The 15,553-nt window shown below is 70.7% G+C and carries 26 protein-coding genes; 15 read left to right on the forward strand and 11 right to left on the reverse strand.

The features are described from left to right. Positions 1-56: 56 nt before the first annotated feature. The 3 genes from ACQVFL_RS20640 to ACQVFL_RS20650 all read left to right on the forward strand — a co-directional run bounded on the left by ACQVFL_RS20640 (position 57) and on the right by ACQVFL_RS20650 (position 2,372). Positions 57-545: a GNAT family N-acetyltransferase gene (locus ACQVFL_RS20640; RefSeq protein ID WP_396698257.1), complete on the forward strand. Its 489-nt coding sequence runs from the start codon at positions 57-59 to the stop codon at positions 543-545. Positions 546-590: 45 nt separating this feature from the next. Next, positions 591-1,181 carry an HAD family hydrolase gene (locus ACQVFL_RS20645; RefSeq protein ID WP_396698387.1) on the forward strand — a complete coding sequence of 197 codons (591 nt, stop codon included), beginning with the start codon at positions 591-593 and terminating at the stop codon, positions 1,179-1,181. 123 nt (positions 1,182-1,304) lie between these two features. After that, positions 1,305-2,372 (forward strand): winged helix DNA-binding domain-containing protein, encoded by a 1,068-nt coding sequence (locus ACQVFL_RS20650; RefSeq protein ID WP_431729863.1) that lies wholly within the window; start codon positions 1,305-1,307, stop codon positions 2,370-2,372. A gap of 285 nt (positions 2,373-2,657) precedes the next feature. Here the strand turns inward: ACQVFL_RS20650 and ACQVFL_RS20655 are convergent, their stop codons facing one another. Next, positions 2,658-3,107, reverse strand: coding sequence for a hypothetical protein (locus ACQVFL_RS20655; RefSeq protein WP_431727394.1), 450 nt, complete (start codon positions 3,105-3,107; stop codon positions 2,658-2,660). 39 nt (positions 3,108-3,146) lie between these two features. Continuing rightward, positions 3,147-3,515 carry a cupin domain-containing protein gene (locus ACQVFL_RS20660; protein WP_396698253.1) on the reverse strand — a complete coding sequence of 123 codons (369 nt, stop codon included), beginning with the start codon at positions 3,513-3,515 and terminating at the stop codon, positions 3,147-3,149. 178 nt (positions 3,516-3,693) lie between these two features. Between ACQVFL_RS20660 and ACQVFL_RS20665 the strand changes: the two genes are divergently transcribed. Continuing rightward, entirely contained in the window at positions 3,694-3,882 is a 189-nt protein-coding gene (locus ACQVFL_RS20665; RefSeq protein WP_431729932.1) for a hypothetical protein, read from the forward strand. 6 nt (positions 3,883-3,888) lie between these two features. On the opposite strand, the gene ACQVFL_RS20670 is transcribed toward ACQVFL_RS20665, so the two are convergent. Further along, positions 3,889-4,242 (reverse strand): nuclear transport factor 2 family protein, encoded by a 354-nt coding sequence (locus ACQVFL_RS20670; RefSeq protein WP_396698251.1) that lies wholly within the window; start codon positions 4,240-4,242, stop codon positions 3,889-3,891. 146 nt (positions 4,243-4,388) lie between these two features. Between ACQVFL_RS20670 and ACQVFL_RS20675 the strand changes: the two genes are divergently transcribed. Beyond that, on the forward strand, positions 4,389-4,787 hold the full coding sequence (locus ACQVFL_RS20675; protein WP_431727395.1) for a VOC family protein: 399 nt from the start codon (positions 4,389-4,391) through the stop codon (positions 4,785-4,787). 24 nt (positions 4,788-4,811) lie between these two features. Here the strand turns inward: ACQVFL_RS20675 and ACQVFL_RS20680 are convergent, their stop codons facing one another. After that, positions 4,812-5,180 carry a cyclic-phosphate processing receiver domain-containing protein gene (locus ACQVFL_RS20680; protein ID WP_431727396.1) on the reverse strand — a complete coding sequence of 123 codons (369 nt, stop codon included), beginning with the start codon at positions 5,178-5,180 and terminating at the stop codon, positions 4,812-4,814. A gap of 34 nt (positions 5,181-5,214) precedes the next feature. Here ACQVFL_RS20680 and ACQVFL_RS20685 point away from each other — a divergent pair, with 34 nt between their 5' ends. Together ACQVFL_RS20685 and ACQVFL_RS20690 are read left to right on the forward strand one after the other, a co-directional pair. Beyond that, on the forward strand, positions 5,215-5,526 hold the full coding sequence (locus ACQVFL_RS20685; protein ID WP_431727397.1) for a PspC domain-containing protein: 312 nt from the start codon (positions 5,215-5,217) through the stop codon (positions 5,524-5,526). A gap of 37 nt (positions 5,527-5,563) precedes the next feature. Then, positions 5,564-6,208 (forward strand): GNAT family N-acetyltransferase, encoded by a 645-nt coding sequence (locus tag ACQVFL_RS20690; protein WP_431727398.1) that lies wholly within the window; start codon positions 5,564-5,566, stop codon positions 6,206-6,208. 79 nt (positions 6,209-6,287) lie between these two features. On the opposite strand, the gene ACQVFL_RS20695 is transcribed toward ACQVFL_RS20690, so the two are convergent. Both ACQVFL_RS20695 and ACQVFL_RS20700 read right to left on the reverse strand, forming a co-directional pair. Next, positions 6,288-6,899, reverse strand: coding sequence for a TetR/AcrR family transcriptional regulator (locus ACQVFL_RS20695; RefSeq protein ID WP_431727399.1), 612 nt, complete (start codon positions 6,897-6,899; stop codon positions 6,288-6,290). Between the two features lie 27 nt (positions 6,900-6,926). Further along, positions 6,927-7,781 (reverse strand): SDR family NAD(P)-dependent oxidoreductase, encoded by an 855-nt coding sequence (locus ACQVFL_RS20700; protein WP_431727400.1) that lies wholly within the window; start codon positions 7,779-7,781, stop codon positions 6,927-6,929. Positions 7,782-7,987: 206 nt separating this feature from the next. On the opposite strand from ACQVFL_RS20700, the gene ACQVFL_RS20705 reads away from it, so the two are divergent. Beyond that, a complete protein-coding gene (locus ACQVFL_RS20705) occupies positions 7,988-8,395 on the forward strand; it encodes a nitroreductase family deazaflavin-dependent oxidoreductase (protein ID WP_396698242.1) in 408 nt (135 codons plus the stop codon). Between the two features lie 58 nt (positions 8,396-8,453). Further along, on the forward strand, positions 8,454-9,170 hold the full coding sequence (locus tag ACQVFL_RS20710) for an SDR family NAD(P)-dependent oxidoreductase (RefSeq protein WP_396698240.1): 717 nt from the start codon (positions 8,454-8,456) through the stop codon (positions 9,168-9,170). A gap of 132 nt (positions 9,171-9,302) precedes the next feature. On the opposite strand, the gene ACQVFL_RS20715 is transcribed toward ACQVFL_RS20710, so the two are convergent. Then, positions 9,303-9,824 carry a hypothetical protein gene (locus ACQVFL_RS20715; RefSeq protein WP_431727401.1) on the reverse strand — a complete coding sequence of 174 codons (522 nt, stop codon included), beginning with the start codon at positions 9,822-9,824 and terminating at the stop codon, positions 9,303-9,305. A gap of 158 nt (positions 9,825-9,982) precedes the next feature. Between ACQVFL_RS20715 and ACQVFL_RS20720 the strand changes: the two genes are divergently transcribed. Further along, positions 9,983-10,552, forward strand: a complete 570-nt coding sequence (locus tag ACQVFL_RS20720; RefSeq protein WP_396698236.1) for a GIY-YIG nuclease family protein — start codon at positions 9,983-9,985, stop codon at positions 10,550-10,552. Here the strand turns inward: ACQVFL_RS20720 and ACQVFL_RS20725 are convergent. Beyond that, positions 10,549-10,680, reverse strand: a complete 132-nt coding sequence (locus ACQVFL_RS20725) for a hypothetical protein (RefSeq protein WP_396698234.1) — start codon at positions 10,678-10,680, stop codon at positions 10,549-10,551. The genes ACQVFL_RS20720 and ACQVFL_RS20725 overlap by 4 nt on opposite strands. On the opposite strand from ACQVFL_RS20725, the gene ACQVFL_RS20730 reads away from it, so the two are divergent. Beyond that, positions 10,679-11,173 carry a DinB family protein gene (locus ACQVFL_RS20730; RefSeq protein ID WP_431727402.1) on the forward strand — a complete coding sequence of 165 codons (495 nt, stop codon included), beginning with the start codon at positions 10,679-10,681 and terminating at the stop codon, positions 11,171-11,173. The two genes, ACQVFL_RS20725 and ACQVFL_RS20730, sit on opposite strands and share 2 nt — an antisense overlap. A gap of 10 nt (positions 11,174-11,183) precedes the next feature. On the opposite strand, the gene ACQVFL_RS20735 is transcribed toward ACQVFL_RS20730, so the two are convergent. Further along, positions 11,184-11,501: a nuclear transport factor 2 family protein gene (locus tag ACQVFL_RS20735; RefSeq protein ID WP_431727403.1), complete on the reverse strand. Its 318-nt coding sequence runs from the start codon at positions 11,499-11,501 to the stop codon at positions 11,184-11,186. Here ACQVFL_RS20735 and ACQVFL_RS20740 point away from each other — a divergent pair. Beyond that, entirely contained in the window at positions 11,488-11,652 is a 165-nt protein-coding gene (locus ACQVFL_RS20740) for a GNAT family N-acetyltransferase (RefSeq protein ID WP_396698228.1), read from the forward strand. The genes ACQVFL_RS20735 and ACQVFL_RS20740 overlap by 14 nt on opposite strands. A 35-nt stretch (positions 11,653-11,687) precedes the next feature. Here the strand turns inward: ACQVFL_RS20740 and ACQVFL_RS20745 are convergent, their stop codons facing one another. Next, positions 11,688-12,500, reverse strand: coding sequence for a phytanoyl-CoA dioxygenase family protein (locus ACQVFL_RS20745; protein WP_431727404.1), 813 nt, complete (start codon positions 12,498-12,500; stop codon positions 11,688-11,690). Positions 12,501-12,709: 209 nt separating this feature from the next. Between ACQVFL_RS20745 and ACQVFL_RS20750 the strand changes: the two genes are divergently transcribed. From ACQVFL_RS20750 to ACQVFL_RS20760, 3 genes are all read left to right on the forward strand, one after another. Further along, entirely contained in the window at positions 12,710-13,540 is an 831-nt protein-coding gene (locus ACQVFL_RS20750) for a TrmH family RNA methyltransferase (protein ID WP_431727405.1), read from the forward strand. 80 nt (positions 13,541-13,620) lie between these two features. Continuing rightward, positions 13,621-14,232: a YdeI family protein gene (locus tag ACQVFL_RS20755; RefSeq protein ID WP_396699276.1), complete on the forward strand. Its 612-nt coding sequence runs from the start codon at positions 13,621-13,623 to the stop codon at positions 14,230-14,232. An 89-nt stretch (positions 14,233-14,321) separates the two neighbouring features. After that, a complete protein-coding gene (locus tag ACQVFL_RS20760) occupies positions 14,322-14,831 on the forward strand; it encodes a YcxB family protein (RefSeq protein WP_396699273.1) in 510 nt (169 codons plus the stop codon). Between the two features lie 57 nt (positions 14,832-14,888). On the opposite strand, the gene ACQVFL_RS20765 is transcribed toward ACQVFL_RS20760, so the two are convergent. Then, positions 14,889-15,359, reverse strand: a complete 471-nt coding sequence (locus ACQVFL_RS20765; RefSeq protein WP_396699271.1) for a hemerythrin domain-containing protein — start codon at positions 15,357-15,359, stop codon at positions 14,889-14,891. Between the last annotated feature and the right edge of the window lie 194 nt (positions 15,360-15,553).

Genomic DNA, 15,553 nt, shown 5'->3' on the forward strand with positions numbered 1-15,553 from the left:
GCTCTGACACCGCCCCCGACGATCGGCCCGGCAACCCGGCTGGCATGCTCGCGACCATGCAGATCCGGACCGCGACCGCCGGGGACTGGCCCGGCATCTGGCCCTTCCTGCGCGAGATCGTCTCCGCCGGGGACACCTACACCTGGCCCCGCGACGTCGACGAGACCCTCGCCCGCGACATGTGGCTGGTCCCCCCACCCGGACGCACCGTCGTCGCCGTCGACGACGACGGCACCGTGCTCGCCTCGGCGAAACTGACCCCCAACCAGCTCGGCCCCGGCGACCACGTGGCCAACGCCAGCTTCATGGTCGCCCCGGCCGCCGCCGGACGCGGAATCGGCCGTGCCCTCGGCACCCACGTGCTGGACCTGGCCCGCACCGACGGCTACCACGCGATGCAGTTCAACGCCGTGGTCGCCACCAACACCCGCGCCGTGGCGCTGTGGCGCTCGCTCGGCTTCGACGTGGTGGGCCGCATCCCCGACGGCTTCCGCCACCCCACCCAGGGCCACGTCGACCTGCTCGTCATGTACCAACGGCTCTGAGCCGCCCGGAGGGCACCCGGCCGCGCCGGATAACCTGGGCCGGTGATGCTGCCCCTGCCCACCGGCGACTTCCAGGCGTACCTGTTCGACTGCGACGGCACCATCGTCGACTCGATGCCGCTGCACTACACCGCCTGGCGGCAGGCGCTCGACGAATGGGAGTGCGCCTTCCCCGAGGACCTCTTCTATGCCTGGGCCGGCCGACCGACGCTCGACATCGTCGACGCCCTCAATGAGCAGCAACGCCTGAACATGCCGGTGGAGACCGTGGTCGCCCGCCGCGAGGAGCACTACCAGCGGCTGCTGCCCACCGCCGCCGGCATCCCCGGGGTGCTGCACCACATCGAGGACGCGCACGGACGCATCCCCTTCGCCGTGGTCTCCGGCAGCACCCGCGAAGCCGTCACCGCCTCCCTCGACGCGCTCGGCATCCTCGACCGGTTCGACGTGCTGGTCTGCGCCGGTGACTACACCCGCCCCAAACCCGACCCGGAGCCGTTCCTGCGCGCCGCCGAGCTGCTCGGCGTACCGCCGCACGCCTGCCTGGTCTTCGAGGACGCCGACCTGGGCATCGAGGCCGCCGTCGCCGCCGGCATGGCAGCGGTCCGCGTGCCCCAGCCCCGCCAGGGCCGCTGACCCGCCGGAAAGCACCCGACTGTCGGTACCCGGGCCTAAGCTGCCCTCGACCGACCACGGAAGGCGGCGCAAGTGGCACTCACCGGCACGACGCTGACCGGCGCCGACGCTCTCGCCCTGCGGATGACCAGCCTCCTGCTCAGCGCCACCCCCGCCGCCACGCCGCAGACCGTGGCCGAGGTCGTCGAGTGGTTCGGCGCCATGCAGGCCCAGGAGATCAACAGCGGCCTGTGGTCGCTGGGCGTACGGTTACCCGGCGCCACCCAGACCGACGTGCACGCCGCACTGGAACGCCGGGAGGCCCTGCGAACCTGGCCGATGCGCGGCACCATCCACCTCGTCCCCGCCCGCGACGCCCGCTGGATGCTGGAACTGACCCGCGTACGGGCTTTGGCCGGCGCAGCGGCACGCCGCGAGTTCCTCGGCCTGACCGAGGCCGACGCCGACCGCGCCGCCGACGTGCTCGGCACCACCCTGGCCGACGGCGGTCGGCTGACCCGCACCGACTGCGTGGCCGCCCTGGTCGCCGCCGGCATCGACTCCGCCGGCCAGCGCGGCTACCACCTGCTCTGGTACGCCAGCCAGCGCGGCGTCACCTGCATCGCCCCCAATCTCGGCACCGAGCAGACCTTCGCACTGCTCGACGAGTGGGCGCCCGGCCAGCACCGACCCGACCGGGACGAGGCCCTGGCCACCCTGGCCCTGCGCTACTTCCGCAGCCACGGCCCCACCACCCGACAGGACTTCGCCGGCTGGACCGGCCTGACCGCCACCGACGCGAAACGCGCCATCGCCGCCGCCGGGGACGACCTGACCACCGTCCAGGTCGACGACACCGAAGCGGTCCTGCCGCCCGCCCTACTCGACGCACCCCGCACACCGACCCCCGACGTGCTGGCCCTACCCGGCTTCGACGAGTACCTACTCGGCTTCAAGGACCGCACGCTGATGCTCGACCCCGCCCACAAGCAGGCCATCATCCCCGGCGGCAACGGCGTCTTCCAGGCCACCATCGTGATCGGCGGCCGGGTCGTCGGCACCTGGAAACGCACCCTGGCCAAGACCAGGGTCACGCTGGCCGTGAAACCACTGGTCCCGCTCGACCCGGCACAGCGCACACAGGTCGAGCAGGCCCTGCACCGCTACGCCGACTTCCTCGCCCTCCCACCCCGCGTGACCTGGCCCGACTAGCCTTCCCCACCGGACACGGTCGCCGCCGCGGCGACGCCGACACCCTGGTCCGGCCGGTGAGGATCCGGTCCACGGCCTCCACCACCAGCGGCGCGGTGACCGCGTAGAGGTCCTGACCGGCGGCGGCCAGCCGACGGTACGTATCCCCCGAGCGGACCCGACGGCCGTCGCGCCGCTGCCGGGACCGGACACCTACCGCCGCACGTTCCGGAGCTGACGCCGCCCCGGCTGCCCCGCCGAACGTGGCGCGGCCCTCTCCGACCGGCGGTGACCAGGAAACAGCCCTCAGGCGCGGACGACGTCTCGGCAGGCGGTGGCGATCAGCAGGCCCAGGCCGACGGCCATCAGCGGCAGCCCCAGCCCGAAGGGCAGTTCCGCGACCGAGTTCAGGTTGTCGCGTCGCCCGATGTTGCCGAAGCTGGCCGCCACCACCGCACAGGCCATCACCAGGGTGCCGATCCCGGCAGCCAACGCGGCCATCGCCGCCTCGACGACGGTCCGGGCCCAGAAACTGGCCACGACCGCCACCAGCAGGAAGGCGAACGTCCAGAGCGTCCACCCCCCACCGGTGCTGAGGCTGGCGTACTCCCAACCGGAGTACCACCACAGGTGCCGTGGCGACTGCCGGAACCACGGGAGCAGATACCCGACGAGGATGAGCATCGTCGCGAAGAGCATCACGCCGTCGAAACCGGCGAGCCGGCTGCGCCCGTCGGCACCCTTGTCCTGAGTCACCTTCGGGATGCTAGCCACACCACGCCAAGGACTCGACGGTCAGAGCAACGAGTCGTCGTAGGGGGCAGTCAGCGCACCACCGGCATCGCCGGTGTTCACCACACCGGCCGGCTCGATCAGGACCGCGTGCACCTCCCCGTCGGCGACCGGGCAGTGCTCGACGCCACGAGGCACCACGAACAACTGCCCCGGACGCAGGACCACGTCGCCGTCGCGCAACTGGATGGTCAGCTCCCCGCTCACCACGAGAAACAGCTCGTCGGTGTCCTCGTGGGTGTGCCAGACGAACTCGCCACGCACCTTGACGACCTTGATCTCGTAGTCGTTGAGCCGGGCCACCACCTTCGGTGACCAGTGCTCGGAGAAGTGGGACAACTTGTCAGCGATGTCGACAGCCTGATGCGCCACGCCCACCATCCTGACATGGCCAACTCACCCCACCGACGTCGTCACGATCCCCGGTCGATCGGGCCGCCACCTCGGTACGCCGACCTCTGTCGCCTCCACGGCGTCTCGGGACCGCATCACGGAACACTGCCGTCGGTGGATGGTTCCGGCATGCGGTCCCGCTCCGGAATCGGTTCTGGTGGCCGGACGTGGCCGACGAGCACGCGACTCTGACCTGCCGGACGACTCCGGGACGGAGTTGCTCGTGCTGTCGGCCGAGGAGGGCAGCGCCACCGAGGACGGACTGCGGCTGCTGGCCGCGCTCAGCAGCACCGAGGAGCCGGCAGAACGGCAACCTGACCCCAGAACCCCGATACACGGCTGCTGAGGCTGACTAGACCGGCACGAAGGTGGCGGCCAACACCCGCCAGTCGCCGTCCTCCCGCACCCAGAGTCGGGTGTAGCGCAGCCGCGCGGACACCACGGCACCACCCTGAACGGCATCCACCGCAGCGACCATGCGAGTCACCCCGGTCCGACCGTCTTCCTGGACGTCGAGCGACTCCTCCACCAGGCTGGTGATGCGCAGTGCACCGGAGCGGTAGCTCTCCAGGTCGTCGTCCTTCGTGAAGACCGTTCCGTCCGGTCCGGCGGCCACGACCTGCGGGTGCAGTAGCGCGTCGAGAGACTCGACGTCGGCGGCGCGCTGGGCGGCGTGCAGTCGCCGTTCCGCGGTGAGGAGATCCATCCACCGATCCTCCGCAGCGCGCCGCAACAGGACAAGCGACTTCGCTCGCGGCAGAACGGCGACGACAGCCCGGCAGGACGCCTGAGTGGGTTCCGGCACGAGATCAGTCAGCCCCGCAGACCCGCCTGCGTGTGCGACAGTGACTCATGCCGTTGAGCGAACATCACCTCAGGGCGTCGATCGCCGTGTCCGACATCCAACGGGCGGTCGCGTTCTACGAAGGCACACTGGGCCTACCGGCGTTGCAGTCGGGCCCGAGCGCCACCATCGCCGACGGCAGCCGCGTCTATGGTGCCAGCGGCATGGCGGCCCTGAACGTCTACCAGTCGGTCACGGCCGGAATGAGCCCGGCGACCCTGGCAACATGGTACGTCGACGACATCGACCGGATCGTCGACGAACTCGGGTCGTCCGGCGTCGAGTTCATTCGGTATGACGGGCTCGAACATGACGCCAGGGGCATCACCGCTCGGGCCGGCGGTGGACGTATCGCGTGGTTCCAGGACCCGGACGGCAACACCTTCGCCCTCGAAGCCGACGTCTGACCGCTGGGCGGGCACTCGTCCCGATCAGCTCGCCGTCAGGCCGCCGAGATAGCCGACGTCCGTGGAGCCTGACGCGACCTGCACGCGGTAGCCCCGGTGCCGGAGAACCTGCACCATCTTCGCGACGCCCGCCGGGTTGGCGGAGTGGACATTGACCACGCCGATGTCGAGGGGGCGCTTCTCGAACGCGGCCCGTTCCAGGATCTCCACGACCGGCCAGATCGTGTCGTCCCCACCCAGGTCGTGGTCCAGCCACAACTCGTCGATGCGCCCGTCCCGGTACCGACCGATCAACTCCACTCCGGCAGCACTCGTCCGGGCCACCTCGGCATCGCGCCCGTCCACGAACGAACGCAGGTCATCGACCAGGACGATCGTTCGACGGCGCTCCACGCAATGATCATGCCGCGCTCCCTCGCGTGCCGCCATGCACATTCGCCGCCGGCGGCCACGTACGCGCAGGCCCGCGGCACGTTCCGCGCCACCGCCCTCCGGGGGCAGGCCGCGTGGCCGATTCTGGTGCCGGATCAACGAAGGCAAGTGGTTCGGCGGCGTCTGTCTCGGCGTCGCGGCGTACGGCGAGTTCCGCGTCGACTGGTTACGCACCGTCGCGCTGTTGCTGACCCTGTTCACCGGCGGACTACTCGCCGTGGCCTACCTGGTCCTGATGCTCGTGCTCCCCGTCCTCCCGACGGTCGCCGATTATGAGCGCCCACGCAACGCCCCGCGATACCCCTGAGCCCCCGGCGCGCTAGCACGCGGGACCTACCACGCCCATGCCGCAGACCGTCGAGGCATCATGCGTGATCGGCGAAGATGGACTCATGCCCCGCCTTGTCGGCCCCGCCCTGCCCGCCGGCCTCCTGCGTGACACCGTTCAGCCCTGTCTGGCCGCCGGTGAGCGCATGCTCCTACGACCATGGCGTGACACGGACGCCGGCACGGTACGGGCGGCGTTCGCGTGTCCCGACATCCAACGGTGGCACCTGCGCCGAATGGACAGCGACGACGAAGCGCAGGACTGGATCGCGGACTGGGACCGCCAGTGGGCGGGCGAATCCAATGCCAGCTGGGCTATCGCCCGCAGCAGTGATGATCACGTCGTCGGTCAGGTCGGCCTCCGCACAATCCTGCTGTCGCAGGCGTCGGCGGAGCTTTCGTACTGGGTCCTGCCCGCTGCTCGCGGAACAGGTATCGCCGTGCGTGCGGTCCAGGCGTTGACATCGTGGGCGTTCGGCACCCTGCGGATGCACCGGATCTTCCTGGTCCACTCGGTGGCCAACTCGGCGTCCTGTCGGGTCGCGCAGAAGGCGGCATTCGGCGTCGAGGGCACCCTGCGCGGGCACCTGCGGCACGCCGACGGGTGGCATGACGTCCATGTGCACGCCCGGTTGCGCACCGACATCAGCTCCGCACCGTAGCCCCACCACGTCGAGAGGTGTGCCGCGCGACGTACGCTGACCATGGTTTTGGCCGGCGTTTCTGCGCGTACTCCGAGTACTAGTCCGAGCGGTCGTCGAGAGAGGCGAGGATGAGTTCCCGTGCGGCGTGGATTGTGGATGAGGAGGTGGCCGGGTTCCGGCCGATGCGTTCCGCACCTGCACGCATGACGCCGGAGAGCAGCTCCACCGCGAGGTGCACATCGCCGACATCGCGGAACTCGCCGCGTTCGACGCCGTCCCGGACGACGTTCTCGACCTCGACGACTATCGCGTGGAACGGGCTGCTCGGCCCCTTCGGCACGTCGACGAACGGCAGGCCGGAGCCGGGCCGGAACATGAGCTGGAGAACCGGGTCCTGGAACGCGACCAGGACCGTCTCGATGATCTCCCGCATCCGTTCCGCAGCCGGGTCTGCGGAACGCGCGGCGATCGCGGCCACCCGGTCGACCGTGGGCTGCCCCACCCGCTGAGTCAGTGCCAGGACCAACGCTGTCTGGTCACGGGCGTAGTTGTACAGCGTGTTGCGAGCGAGCCCGGCCCGGGTCGCGATGTGGCCCATGTTGATCGAGTCGTAGTCGCGTTCGAGCAGGAGTTGCCGCGTCGCCTCGGCGAGATCGGCCCAGACCATCTCGTGGTGTTCGTCGATGCTGGATCCCCGAATCCGCGGCATCCCGTCATCCTTCCCTACGACAGCGGGTCATCCGGTGGCTGCCTTCGGGTAGTGGCGGCGCAGGTTGGCGGCGATGACGCGGTCGAGCATCCGGTCGGAGAGCAGCCGGGTCAGGCCGATGACCAGGGCGGCGTCACGGCCGATGGGGTAGCGGGTCCGCGGCCTGCGGGCCGTCACGGCCTTCGCGATGACCCGGGCGGCGGCGTCGGCGGTCACACCAGACGCCGTACCCGTCTCCATCAACGTGTTGATCGCCTGGATCAGGCTGCCGTACCGGGCGTCCTGCTCCGGCGTCATCCCGGCAGCCAGTCGGTTCGCCGTGGCGACCCCACGGGCGGCCATCTTCGTCCGGACGCCGCCGGGCTCGACCACGACCACCGGTACGCCCAGCGGCGCGACCTCCCGCCGCAGCGCGTCGCTCACCGCCTCCAGGGCGAACTTCGCACCGGCGTACGCCCCGTACGTCGGCATGGCGGCCTTACCGCCGATCGAGCTGATATTGATCACGCGGCCCTTGCCACGCAACAGCGCGGGCAGGAGCACCTGGGTGACAGCGACGTGGCCGAACAGGTTGACCTCGAACACCCACCGCCACTGCGCCATTGGCAGGGCTTCGACCGGCGCATTCACCTGGATTCCCGCGTTGTTGACGAGGGCGTGCAGCGTACGCGGATCCTGGTCGACCCGCGTGGCGAGTGCCGCCACCTGCTCGGGTCTGGTGATGTCGAGGATGACCGGCTCGATGCCGGTCGCGCGGACGGCGTCAGCGTCGCGGTCGCGTCGCACACCCGCCAGCACGTGGAACCCCTGGCGGGCCAGTTCGCGGGCGGTTGAGGCACCCATGCCGGTGGACGCACCGGTGACCACGGTCAGCTTCTGCATGCCCGCACCCTGCCTTATGCGACAACCTGTCGTCAAGATACCGACAACCTGTCGTGAAAATGCGTCAGACCGGTCGTGGCCTGACGATGCCGGAGATGCGAAGCGGGAGACGGGCCATCGCCGCTCACCCGCGTCACCGTGTCATCGACCGCTGGGACTGTCAGAATCGTGGTCACGGAGCCGATGCACGGGGGCGAGGGGGATCCATGAGCGACTGGAACGAGAAGATCATCGCCGAGTTTCGCGCCAACGGTGGGCAAGTGGGTGGCCAGTTCGCAGGCGCGCCGCTGCTGCTGTTGCACACCGTCGGCGCCAAGAGTGGCCAGACGCGCGTGAGCCCGATGATGTACCAGAAGCTGGACGACGGCTACGCCGTGTTCGCGTCCAAGGGCGGGGCACCCACCAATCCCGACTGGTACCACAACCTGGTCGCGCATCCGCAGGTCCGGGCGGAGATCGGCACCGACACGGTCGGGTTGGTCGCCCGGGTCGCCGAGGGTGACGAACGGGAGCGGATCTGGAGCGCGCAGAAGGCCGCCTACCCGGGCTTCGCCGACTACGAGCGCAAGACCACCCGCGAGATCCCGGTCGTCGTCCTGGAACCGGCGCCGTAGGCGGACACGGCACCGCTTCGTTGACCTCAACCAGGGTTGAGGTGCTTCACTGGCGGCCATGGATCTTGACGGTCTGCGCGTCGCCCTCACCGGTGCCGCACGTGGCACGGGTCGACTTCTCGCCGAGGCGTTCGCCGCACGCGGTGCGCAGGTCTTCCTCTCGGCCCGCGACCTGGCAGCGGCACAACGTGTCGCGGAGGCGATCAACCGGCGCGGAGCAGGCCGGGCCGATGCCTTTCCCTGCGACCTCGCTGCGCCGGACTCGGTGCGGGGATTCGCGGCGGCCCTGGCCGACCGGACGAGCCACCTCGACGTACTCGTCAACAACGGTGCCCCCTACATCCACGGTGACGACCTGGCAGACGTCGCGGACGACATGATCGAGAGTGTGATGGCTGCCGGCGGGACCGGCACCGCGCTGTTGACCAAGCACCTGTTGCCGCTGCTGCGCGCGTCGACGCGGCCGGACGTCGTCAACATGATCTCCGCGTGCGGCGAGGTGGGCCACCACCGCTCGGGTGCGCATCCGGCGTTCTACGCGGCCAAGCACGCCCATGCCGGACTCGCCGAGATCCTGTCGCACCGGCTCCGACCGGAAGGGATCCGAGTGATCTCCCTGTTCCCGCCGGACTTCGTTCAGGACGGGCCCCGGCAGGCGGACAGCGACCTCACCGCACGGTCGGTCGTCGACTGCGTCCTGTTCGCCGTGGCACAACCGCGTGACTGTTTCATCCGCGAGTTCCGCTTCGAGCAGGTGAGCGGTCCGAGCTCCTGAGTGGCGTCGCAGACACACTCCGACGGCGACCTGGAGCTACCGCACCCGACGGCGGTCGTACGGTGGCTCGACCGGTGGGCCGCTGCAGCAGCGGCCACCATCGGTGCCCGAGGCTGACCACGGCAGTGCCGGTCACGGGTCGCGCCGTAGTTCCCGCAGTGCACCGTGTCGGCGTAGCGCCCAGGCCAGGCGCCGGACGCTGGCATGTCGGACGAACAGCACCGCCGCCCGACGGATCAGACCGAACCGGTTGTCACTCATCTGATCGTCGATCGCCTGCCAGATCAGCACACGCACCCGGGAGTTGTCCAGGGCCGCCCGCACCTCGCGCCGTACCGTGGGGTCCTCGGCCGCAGACGCGATGGCCGCCGCCTGGCCCGGCTGCTCGACCAGCGGTTGCACCGCTGCGACGAGGGGGCGGCGTACCTCGTCCCGCTCCAGCAGCAACAACACCGCTTCTCGGATCTCCGTCGTGTCCAGGCCGGTACGCAGCAACGTCAAGAGACTGCGTTCCACCTCGTGGTCCCGGTCCGCCACGGACAACCTCGCCAGCAGGTGCGTCACCTCGTCCAGATCGACCAGGTGCCGCAGCCCGTCCCGGAACTCCGGCATCTCCCACGCGACCTGGAGGGCCTTGGCCAGATTGCGATCCATGGATGACCGCTACCCGTTCCCGACGTCCGGCGAAACCCCTCCGGCCCACCGTCAGAGCCCGGCACCGTCACGCTGCGGGCCATGACGGCCCGGGCGGACACCACCTTCCCACGCCCGGCAGGCCGAGCACGATCGGCGCGGCACCTAGGATGGTCTCGATGACCGTTCCCCAGGCACGCCCCGACGACCTCCCCTCCGACGAAGACCGGATCGACGCGGCCCTGCGGCTGCTCTCCGGCGTACCGGCCGAACTCGACGTCGCCACCAAGCGGCTCAGCCGGGGCGGCGGCGTCTACGCCTGGTGGGCCGACCCGCTGGTTCTGCCTGATCTCCCCGGGCCGCCGAACGAGCACGTCCCGTCGCTGCGGATGCTGTATCTGGGACGGGCGACCAGCCTGCGGGGCCGGATTCTGCGCAACCACCTGCGGCGATCGGGCAGCTCGACGCTGCGCCGTACCCTCGCCGGGCTCCTGGTGTCGGAGGCATACCGGACGACGTGGACCGACCGGGTCGTCCTGGTGCCGGAGGACGAGGCACGGCTGACCGCCTGGATGACCACGCACCTGCGGTTGACGTGGGCCGAGGACCCGGAGCCGACGACCATCGAGGCGGAACTCGTCCGGCGTCTGCACCCGCCGCTCAACGTCCATGGCGTCGGCCCGGAGCACCTTCAGGCGACGGTGGTCGCCGCCAAGGACGCGTACCACGCCAGCAGCGGCCCGGCCTAGCCCGCCGACGGCCCCGGACCGAGCAGGTCGTCGCCGTCCTGGCAGTCGGCGTGCCCTTCGCCGTGCTGACCCTGCGCGCGCTGCGCCGACTCCCCCCGGCCGCCGCCACGACGTAGGGTCGGATCCATGCTGGAGTCGCAACGCGAACGTGTCCCCCTCAACGACGGCGGCGAACTGGACACGGCTCTGGCGTTCCTCGCCTTCGCCCGGTCCTGCGTCCTCAAGAAGGTCGACGGCCTGGACGAGGAACAGCTACGACGCCGCCTGGTCGTCTCCGACACGACGCTGCTGGGCCTGGTCCGGCACCTGACCGACGCGGAACGGTACTGGTTCGGGTACACCCTGGCCGGGGACACCCGTCACGCCGACGTCGACTTCGACATGACGGTCGGCCCGGACCTCAGCGCGGCACAGGTCATCGACGACTACCGCCGCGCGATCGCCGAGAGCGACGCACACATCCATGCGGCACCCAGCATCGACAGTCGCACCGCCCAGCCGGTGGACGACGAGCCTCGCACCCTGCGCTGGGTGCTGGCCCACATGACGAGCGAGACCGTCCGGCACGCCGGGCACGCCGACATCCTGCGCGAGCTCGTCGACGGCATCACCGGACGCTGAGCGACCCCGGTCAGCTCTCGGCGGCGGGGTCGGCAGTCGACGGCGTCGGCCAGAAGGGCCACTCCTCGAATGAGACGCAGCGACCGTCCTCGGCGAAACGCATGATCCACAGATCGCGGTACTCCTGCGGCACCCGGTCGCCGTAGCGGACCTCCAGCCGCGCCACCGCCGTGTCACCCTCCACGGCGACGATCTCGCTGGTCAGGTGGAACACCTCGTCGGGACCGGTCCGCTCGTCCTCCCACATCCGGGCGATGGCCGGCAGACCGATGACCGGCTCCCGGTAGGGCCCCTGCCGGTAGGTCGCCTGTGCGGTGAACGGGCGCAAGCTGCTGGCGGCCGGCGAGGACGTCGTCCGCCGACACGGCGTCTCGTCCCTGGAGCTGAACGTGTTCGGGGACAACGACCGGGCTCGGCGGCTCTACCAGAGTTCGGGCTATCGGGTGGTCACGCAGCAGATGCGCAAGACACTGCGCTAGCCCGTCTCGGGCTGGCCTGCGGGAGCGGTGGCCACCTACCCGGCCCTGCGGTCGGTGCCGTCTCCGTCCGGGCCGGGGGTGTCCTGGCCGAGGCCCCGACGGATCGCGATCTCCACGGGCGAGTACGCGCCGTCGACCCGCTCCAGTTCGTACGGCGCGGCCGGCATCAGCGGCGGCTGGGCCATGAAACGCGGCCGTACCCCGTGGTGCGGTTGCGCCGCGTGCACCAGGAACGGATGGCACAGGAAGACGTCGCCCGGGGATCCGGTGGCGAGGGCGAGCGGCCGGTGGTCCGACGCCGCCACCAGGTCGGGTGCCAGGGTCAGCCCGCTCGCTCCGTCCTCCCCGTACTTCTCCAGGATCTTCGGCGCGTCGAGGTGTGAGCCGACCCGGATCCGGGTCGGGGCGTCCTCCGCACCGACCGCGCTGAACAGGAACAGCATCAGCAGCGCCCGGCCCTTGGAGCGCAGATTCGTGAAGTACCAGCTCTCGCCCTCCGGCAGATAGCTCCCCTCGATGTGCCAGCCGGCGTCGTCCGGCTCCTCCTCGTGCGGGAAGCGCAGCGGGAACGTGCCCAGCGAATAGCGCGGCTCCCAGCGTCCCGCGCCGACGAGCAGGTCGTACGCGTGATGGAGGTACGGAGAGTTGGGTGCGGCGGCGAACGGCCCCTGCGCCATGCCGGCCACCCAGTGCACGGGCTGCGTCCACGTCGCCGGATCGTCCGGATCGCAGCCGGTCTCCCGCCACAGCAGCCGCGCACAGTCCGCGGCCACGCGCGGCGCGACAGCGCCCTCCAGCTTGACGAAACCGTCGCGGAGGAAGCGGGATACCAGGGTCGTGTCGTCCATGCTCCCATCGTGCGGCGGCACCGATGGGGGTCACTCGACATTTGCCGCACCGTTTCTGTCGGGTGCTCACCGAGCCTCCGTCCGGCAGCGCCGTCGCGGCCCGTCAGGGAACCACCGGTGGCGCGCGGTAGGTTGTCACCGTTCCCCACTGCGGCGCGGTGGCCGGTCCGGCGCGGCAGGCAGGGCGTGGGTGTGCGACGGAGGCGGGGGTGGCGGTGGGTCTGCGGGTGAGTGGCCGCAATGCGCGGTTCCAGCAGTGGGAGGCGCTCCTCGGTAACCGGACCAAGCGGCAGCGGCGCGGCGAGTTCCTCGTGCAGGGCGTACGCCCGATCAGCATGGCCGTCGAACACGGCTGGCAGATCCGCGAGCTGCTCTACGACACCAGCGCTCAACTCTCCGGCTGGGCACGCGAGGCCCTGGACACCGTCCGGGCCGAGAAGATCGCCGTCTCCCGTGACCTGATGCACGAACTGGGCGGCAAGGCGGACACGGTTCCGGAGCTGCTGGCCGTGGTCGCGCTGCCGGAGGACGACCTGCGCCGGATCCCGCTCGGGCCGAGCATGCTCACCGTCGTGTTCGATCGGCCCACCAGCCCCGGCAACATCGGGACGCTCGTGCGGTCCGCGGACGCCTTCGGCGCGTGCGGCGTCATCATCACCGGTCACGCCGCCGACGTGTACGACCCGAAGGCGGTCCGGGCGAGCACCGGATCGCTGTTCGCCCTGCCCGTGGTCCGGGTGCCCTTGCAGCAGGCCGTGCTGTCCTGGGTCGCCGACGTGCGCGCCGACGGCATCGGCATGAGCATCGTCGGAACCGATGAGCGCGGCGCGCTGGACGCCGCCGAACACGACTTCACCCAGCCCACGCTGGCACTGATCGGCAACGAGACCACCGGCCTCAGCTCCGGCTGGCGGGATGCCTGCGACCAGCTCGTGCGGATCCCCATGTTCGGGTCCGCCAGCTCCCTGAACGCGGCCACCGCCGCGACGGTCGTGTTGTACGAATCGGCACGCCAGCGGACCGCTGCCGCCCGGCGATAGCAGTCCGGACCCGCCCGGGTGCCGGACGGGCCGCCCGGCAGGTGACGGTGCCGCCGCAAGGCAGGGGCTAGCCTACCGACATGGCGAGCGATGCCCTGGATGAGTTGATCGTGGCGGACGCCGACGAGCTCCGTGCGTGGTTGTCGGCCAACCATGCCACGTCGCCCGGTGTCTGGCTCGCCCTGACCAAGAAGGGCGGCACGGTCACCACGCTGACCTGGCAGCAGGCGGTCGACGAGGCACTGTGCGTCGGGTGGATCGACGGTCAGGCCAGGAAGCGGGACGAGGAGACCTCCTGCATCCGGTTCACGCCGCGTCGACCGCGCAGTATCTGGTCTCAGCGCAACGTGGCGCACGTGGCGCGGCTGGAGGAGCAGGGGCGGATGCTGCCCGCCGGACGCGCCGCCGTGGAGGCCGCGAAGGCGGACGGGCGGTGGGCCGCCGCGTACGCCCCGTCGTCGGAGGCCGAGGTGCCCGCCGACCTCCTCGCCGCGATCGCCGCCGAACCCGCCGCCCAGGCCATGTTCGACGTGCTCACCAAGACCAACCGGTACGCCTTCGTGCACCGCCTCAACGCGGTGAAGCAGGCCCGGACCCGGGAACGGAAGATCGTCGAGTTCGTCGCGATGTTGGCCCGGCACGAGACGTTCCACCCGCAGAAGGCCACGCCGCCGCAGTCGGCGTCCGCGTGACCCGCTACGGCCGGTGACGGCACGGCCCGACCGGCGGGCGTGTCCGCGGCGCTGCGCGGCAGGCGGGTGCGGCGCACTATCGTTGCGGCGTGCACATCCGTTTCGACATCCCCGCCGATCCCGCCTACCCCGGCCGGGTGGCCGCGGCGATGAGCAGTGACCAGCTCCGCAGGTACGCCTCGGTCGGCGCGGTGCTGCTGACGGTCGGCGTGATCGGTCTGCTGCTCTCCCGGGGGTCGTCGTGGGGTGCGCAGATCACGCCGTTGTGGATGGCGATGGCCATCTTTGGCCTGCTGGCGATCCTCTACTGGCCGTGGGTGCGGCTGCGGGCCCGGCGCCGCTCCAGCGGTTACGCCGTGGACGGCAGCTACGACATCACCGACGACAACATCATGATGCGCAGCGGCTCGGAGTCCGGTGGCATCGCCTGGGAGGGTGTCTCCCGGGTGAAGGACACCCCGGAGTTCTGGGTCGTGTACGTCGACCGGATGCCGGCGACGGTCATCCCCCGCCGGCTGATGTCCGCCGAGGACGCCGAGACGTTGCGGACCTTCATGGCCGCCCGTGGGCTGCTCCAGGAGGCCGCGCCCCGGCGCTGAGCCGAGCATTGTCGTCGCGGCAGCCGCCACCCGGCCACGGAGTTTCCGGTCGGGGGCTCAGAGCGGACCCAGGACCTGGCCGGGTGCGGCGTCCAGGGAGAGTGTCTCCAGGACCCGGAGCAACTGTCGCTCCTCGTACCGGAAATGGCTCTCCATGATCGCGGCGACCCCCTCCAGGTGGCGATCCAGCTCGGCGACCGGCGCGGCCCGGTCGATGGCGGCCTGGAGGCCGCCGAGCAGGTGCGCGATCATCGAGTGGTCCTGGCGGAGGTGACGGAGCACGGGTGCCAGCTCCGGGTGGGCCGCCTCGATCGCCGGGAACAGGGTGTCGTCCTCGCCCCGATGGTGTCCGTCGAGGGCGGCGCAGAACCCGTGGCAGTAGAGCAGCAGCTCACGGGTGGCCGCCTCGCCGGATGTCCCGTCGGCGACCGCGGTGCGGACGAGGTCGAGCGCCGCGCGGAGACGGCTGTGGACCTGGCGTAGCTCATAGCTCCAGGCGACGAGCCTGGTCGTCTCGCGCTCAGACACGCGAGGACGAAGGATGCGACGTGAACACCGTCGGCCTCCCTCGGTAGGGCGCCTCCATGCCTGACACGGCCTGCCACCGGCACGCGACGCTCACCGCAGCATAGTTCAAGGGCCACCGGCCGTCGTGATCGATGGCTCTGCCCGAGCAGCCCCAGCCGGGTGCGGTGTACGACCTGCACGACCTGGTGGTGCGT

Origin of the sequence: Verrucosispora sp. TAA-831 (genome assembly GCF_050780145.1) — a bacterium.
Taxonomy (GTDB): domain Bacteria; phylum Actinomycetota; class Actinomycetes; order Mycobacteriales; family Micromonosporaceae; genus Micromonospora.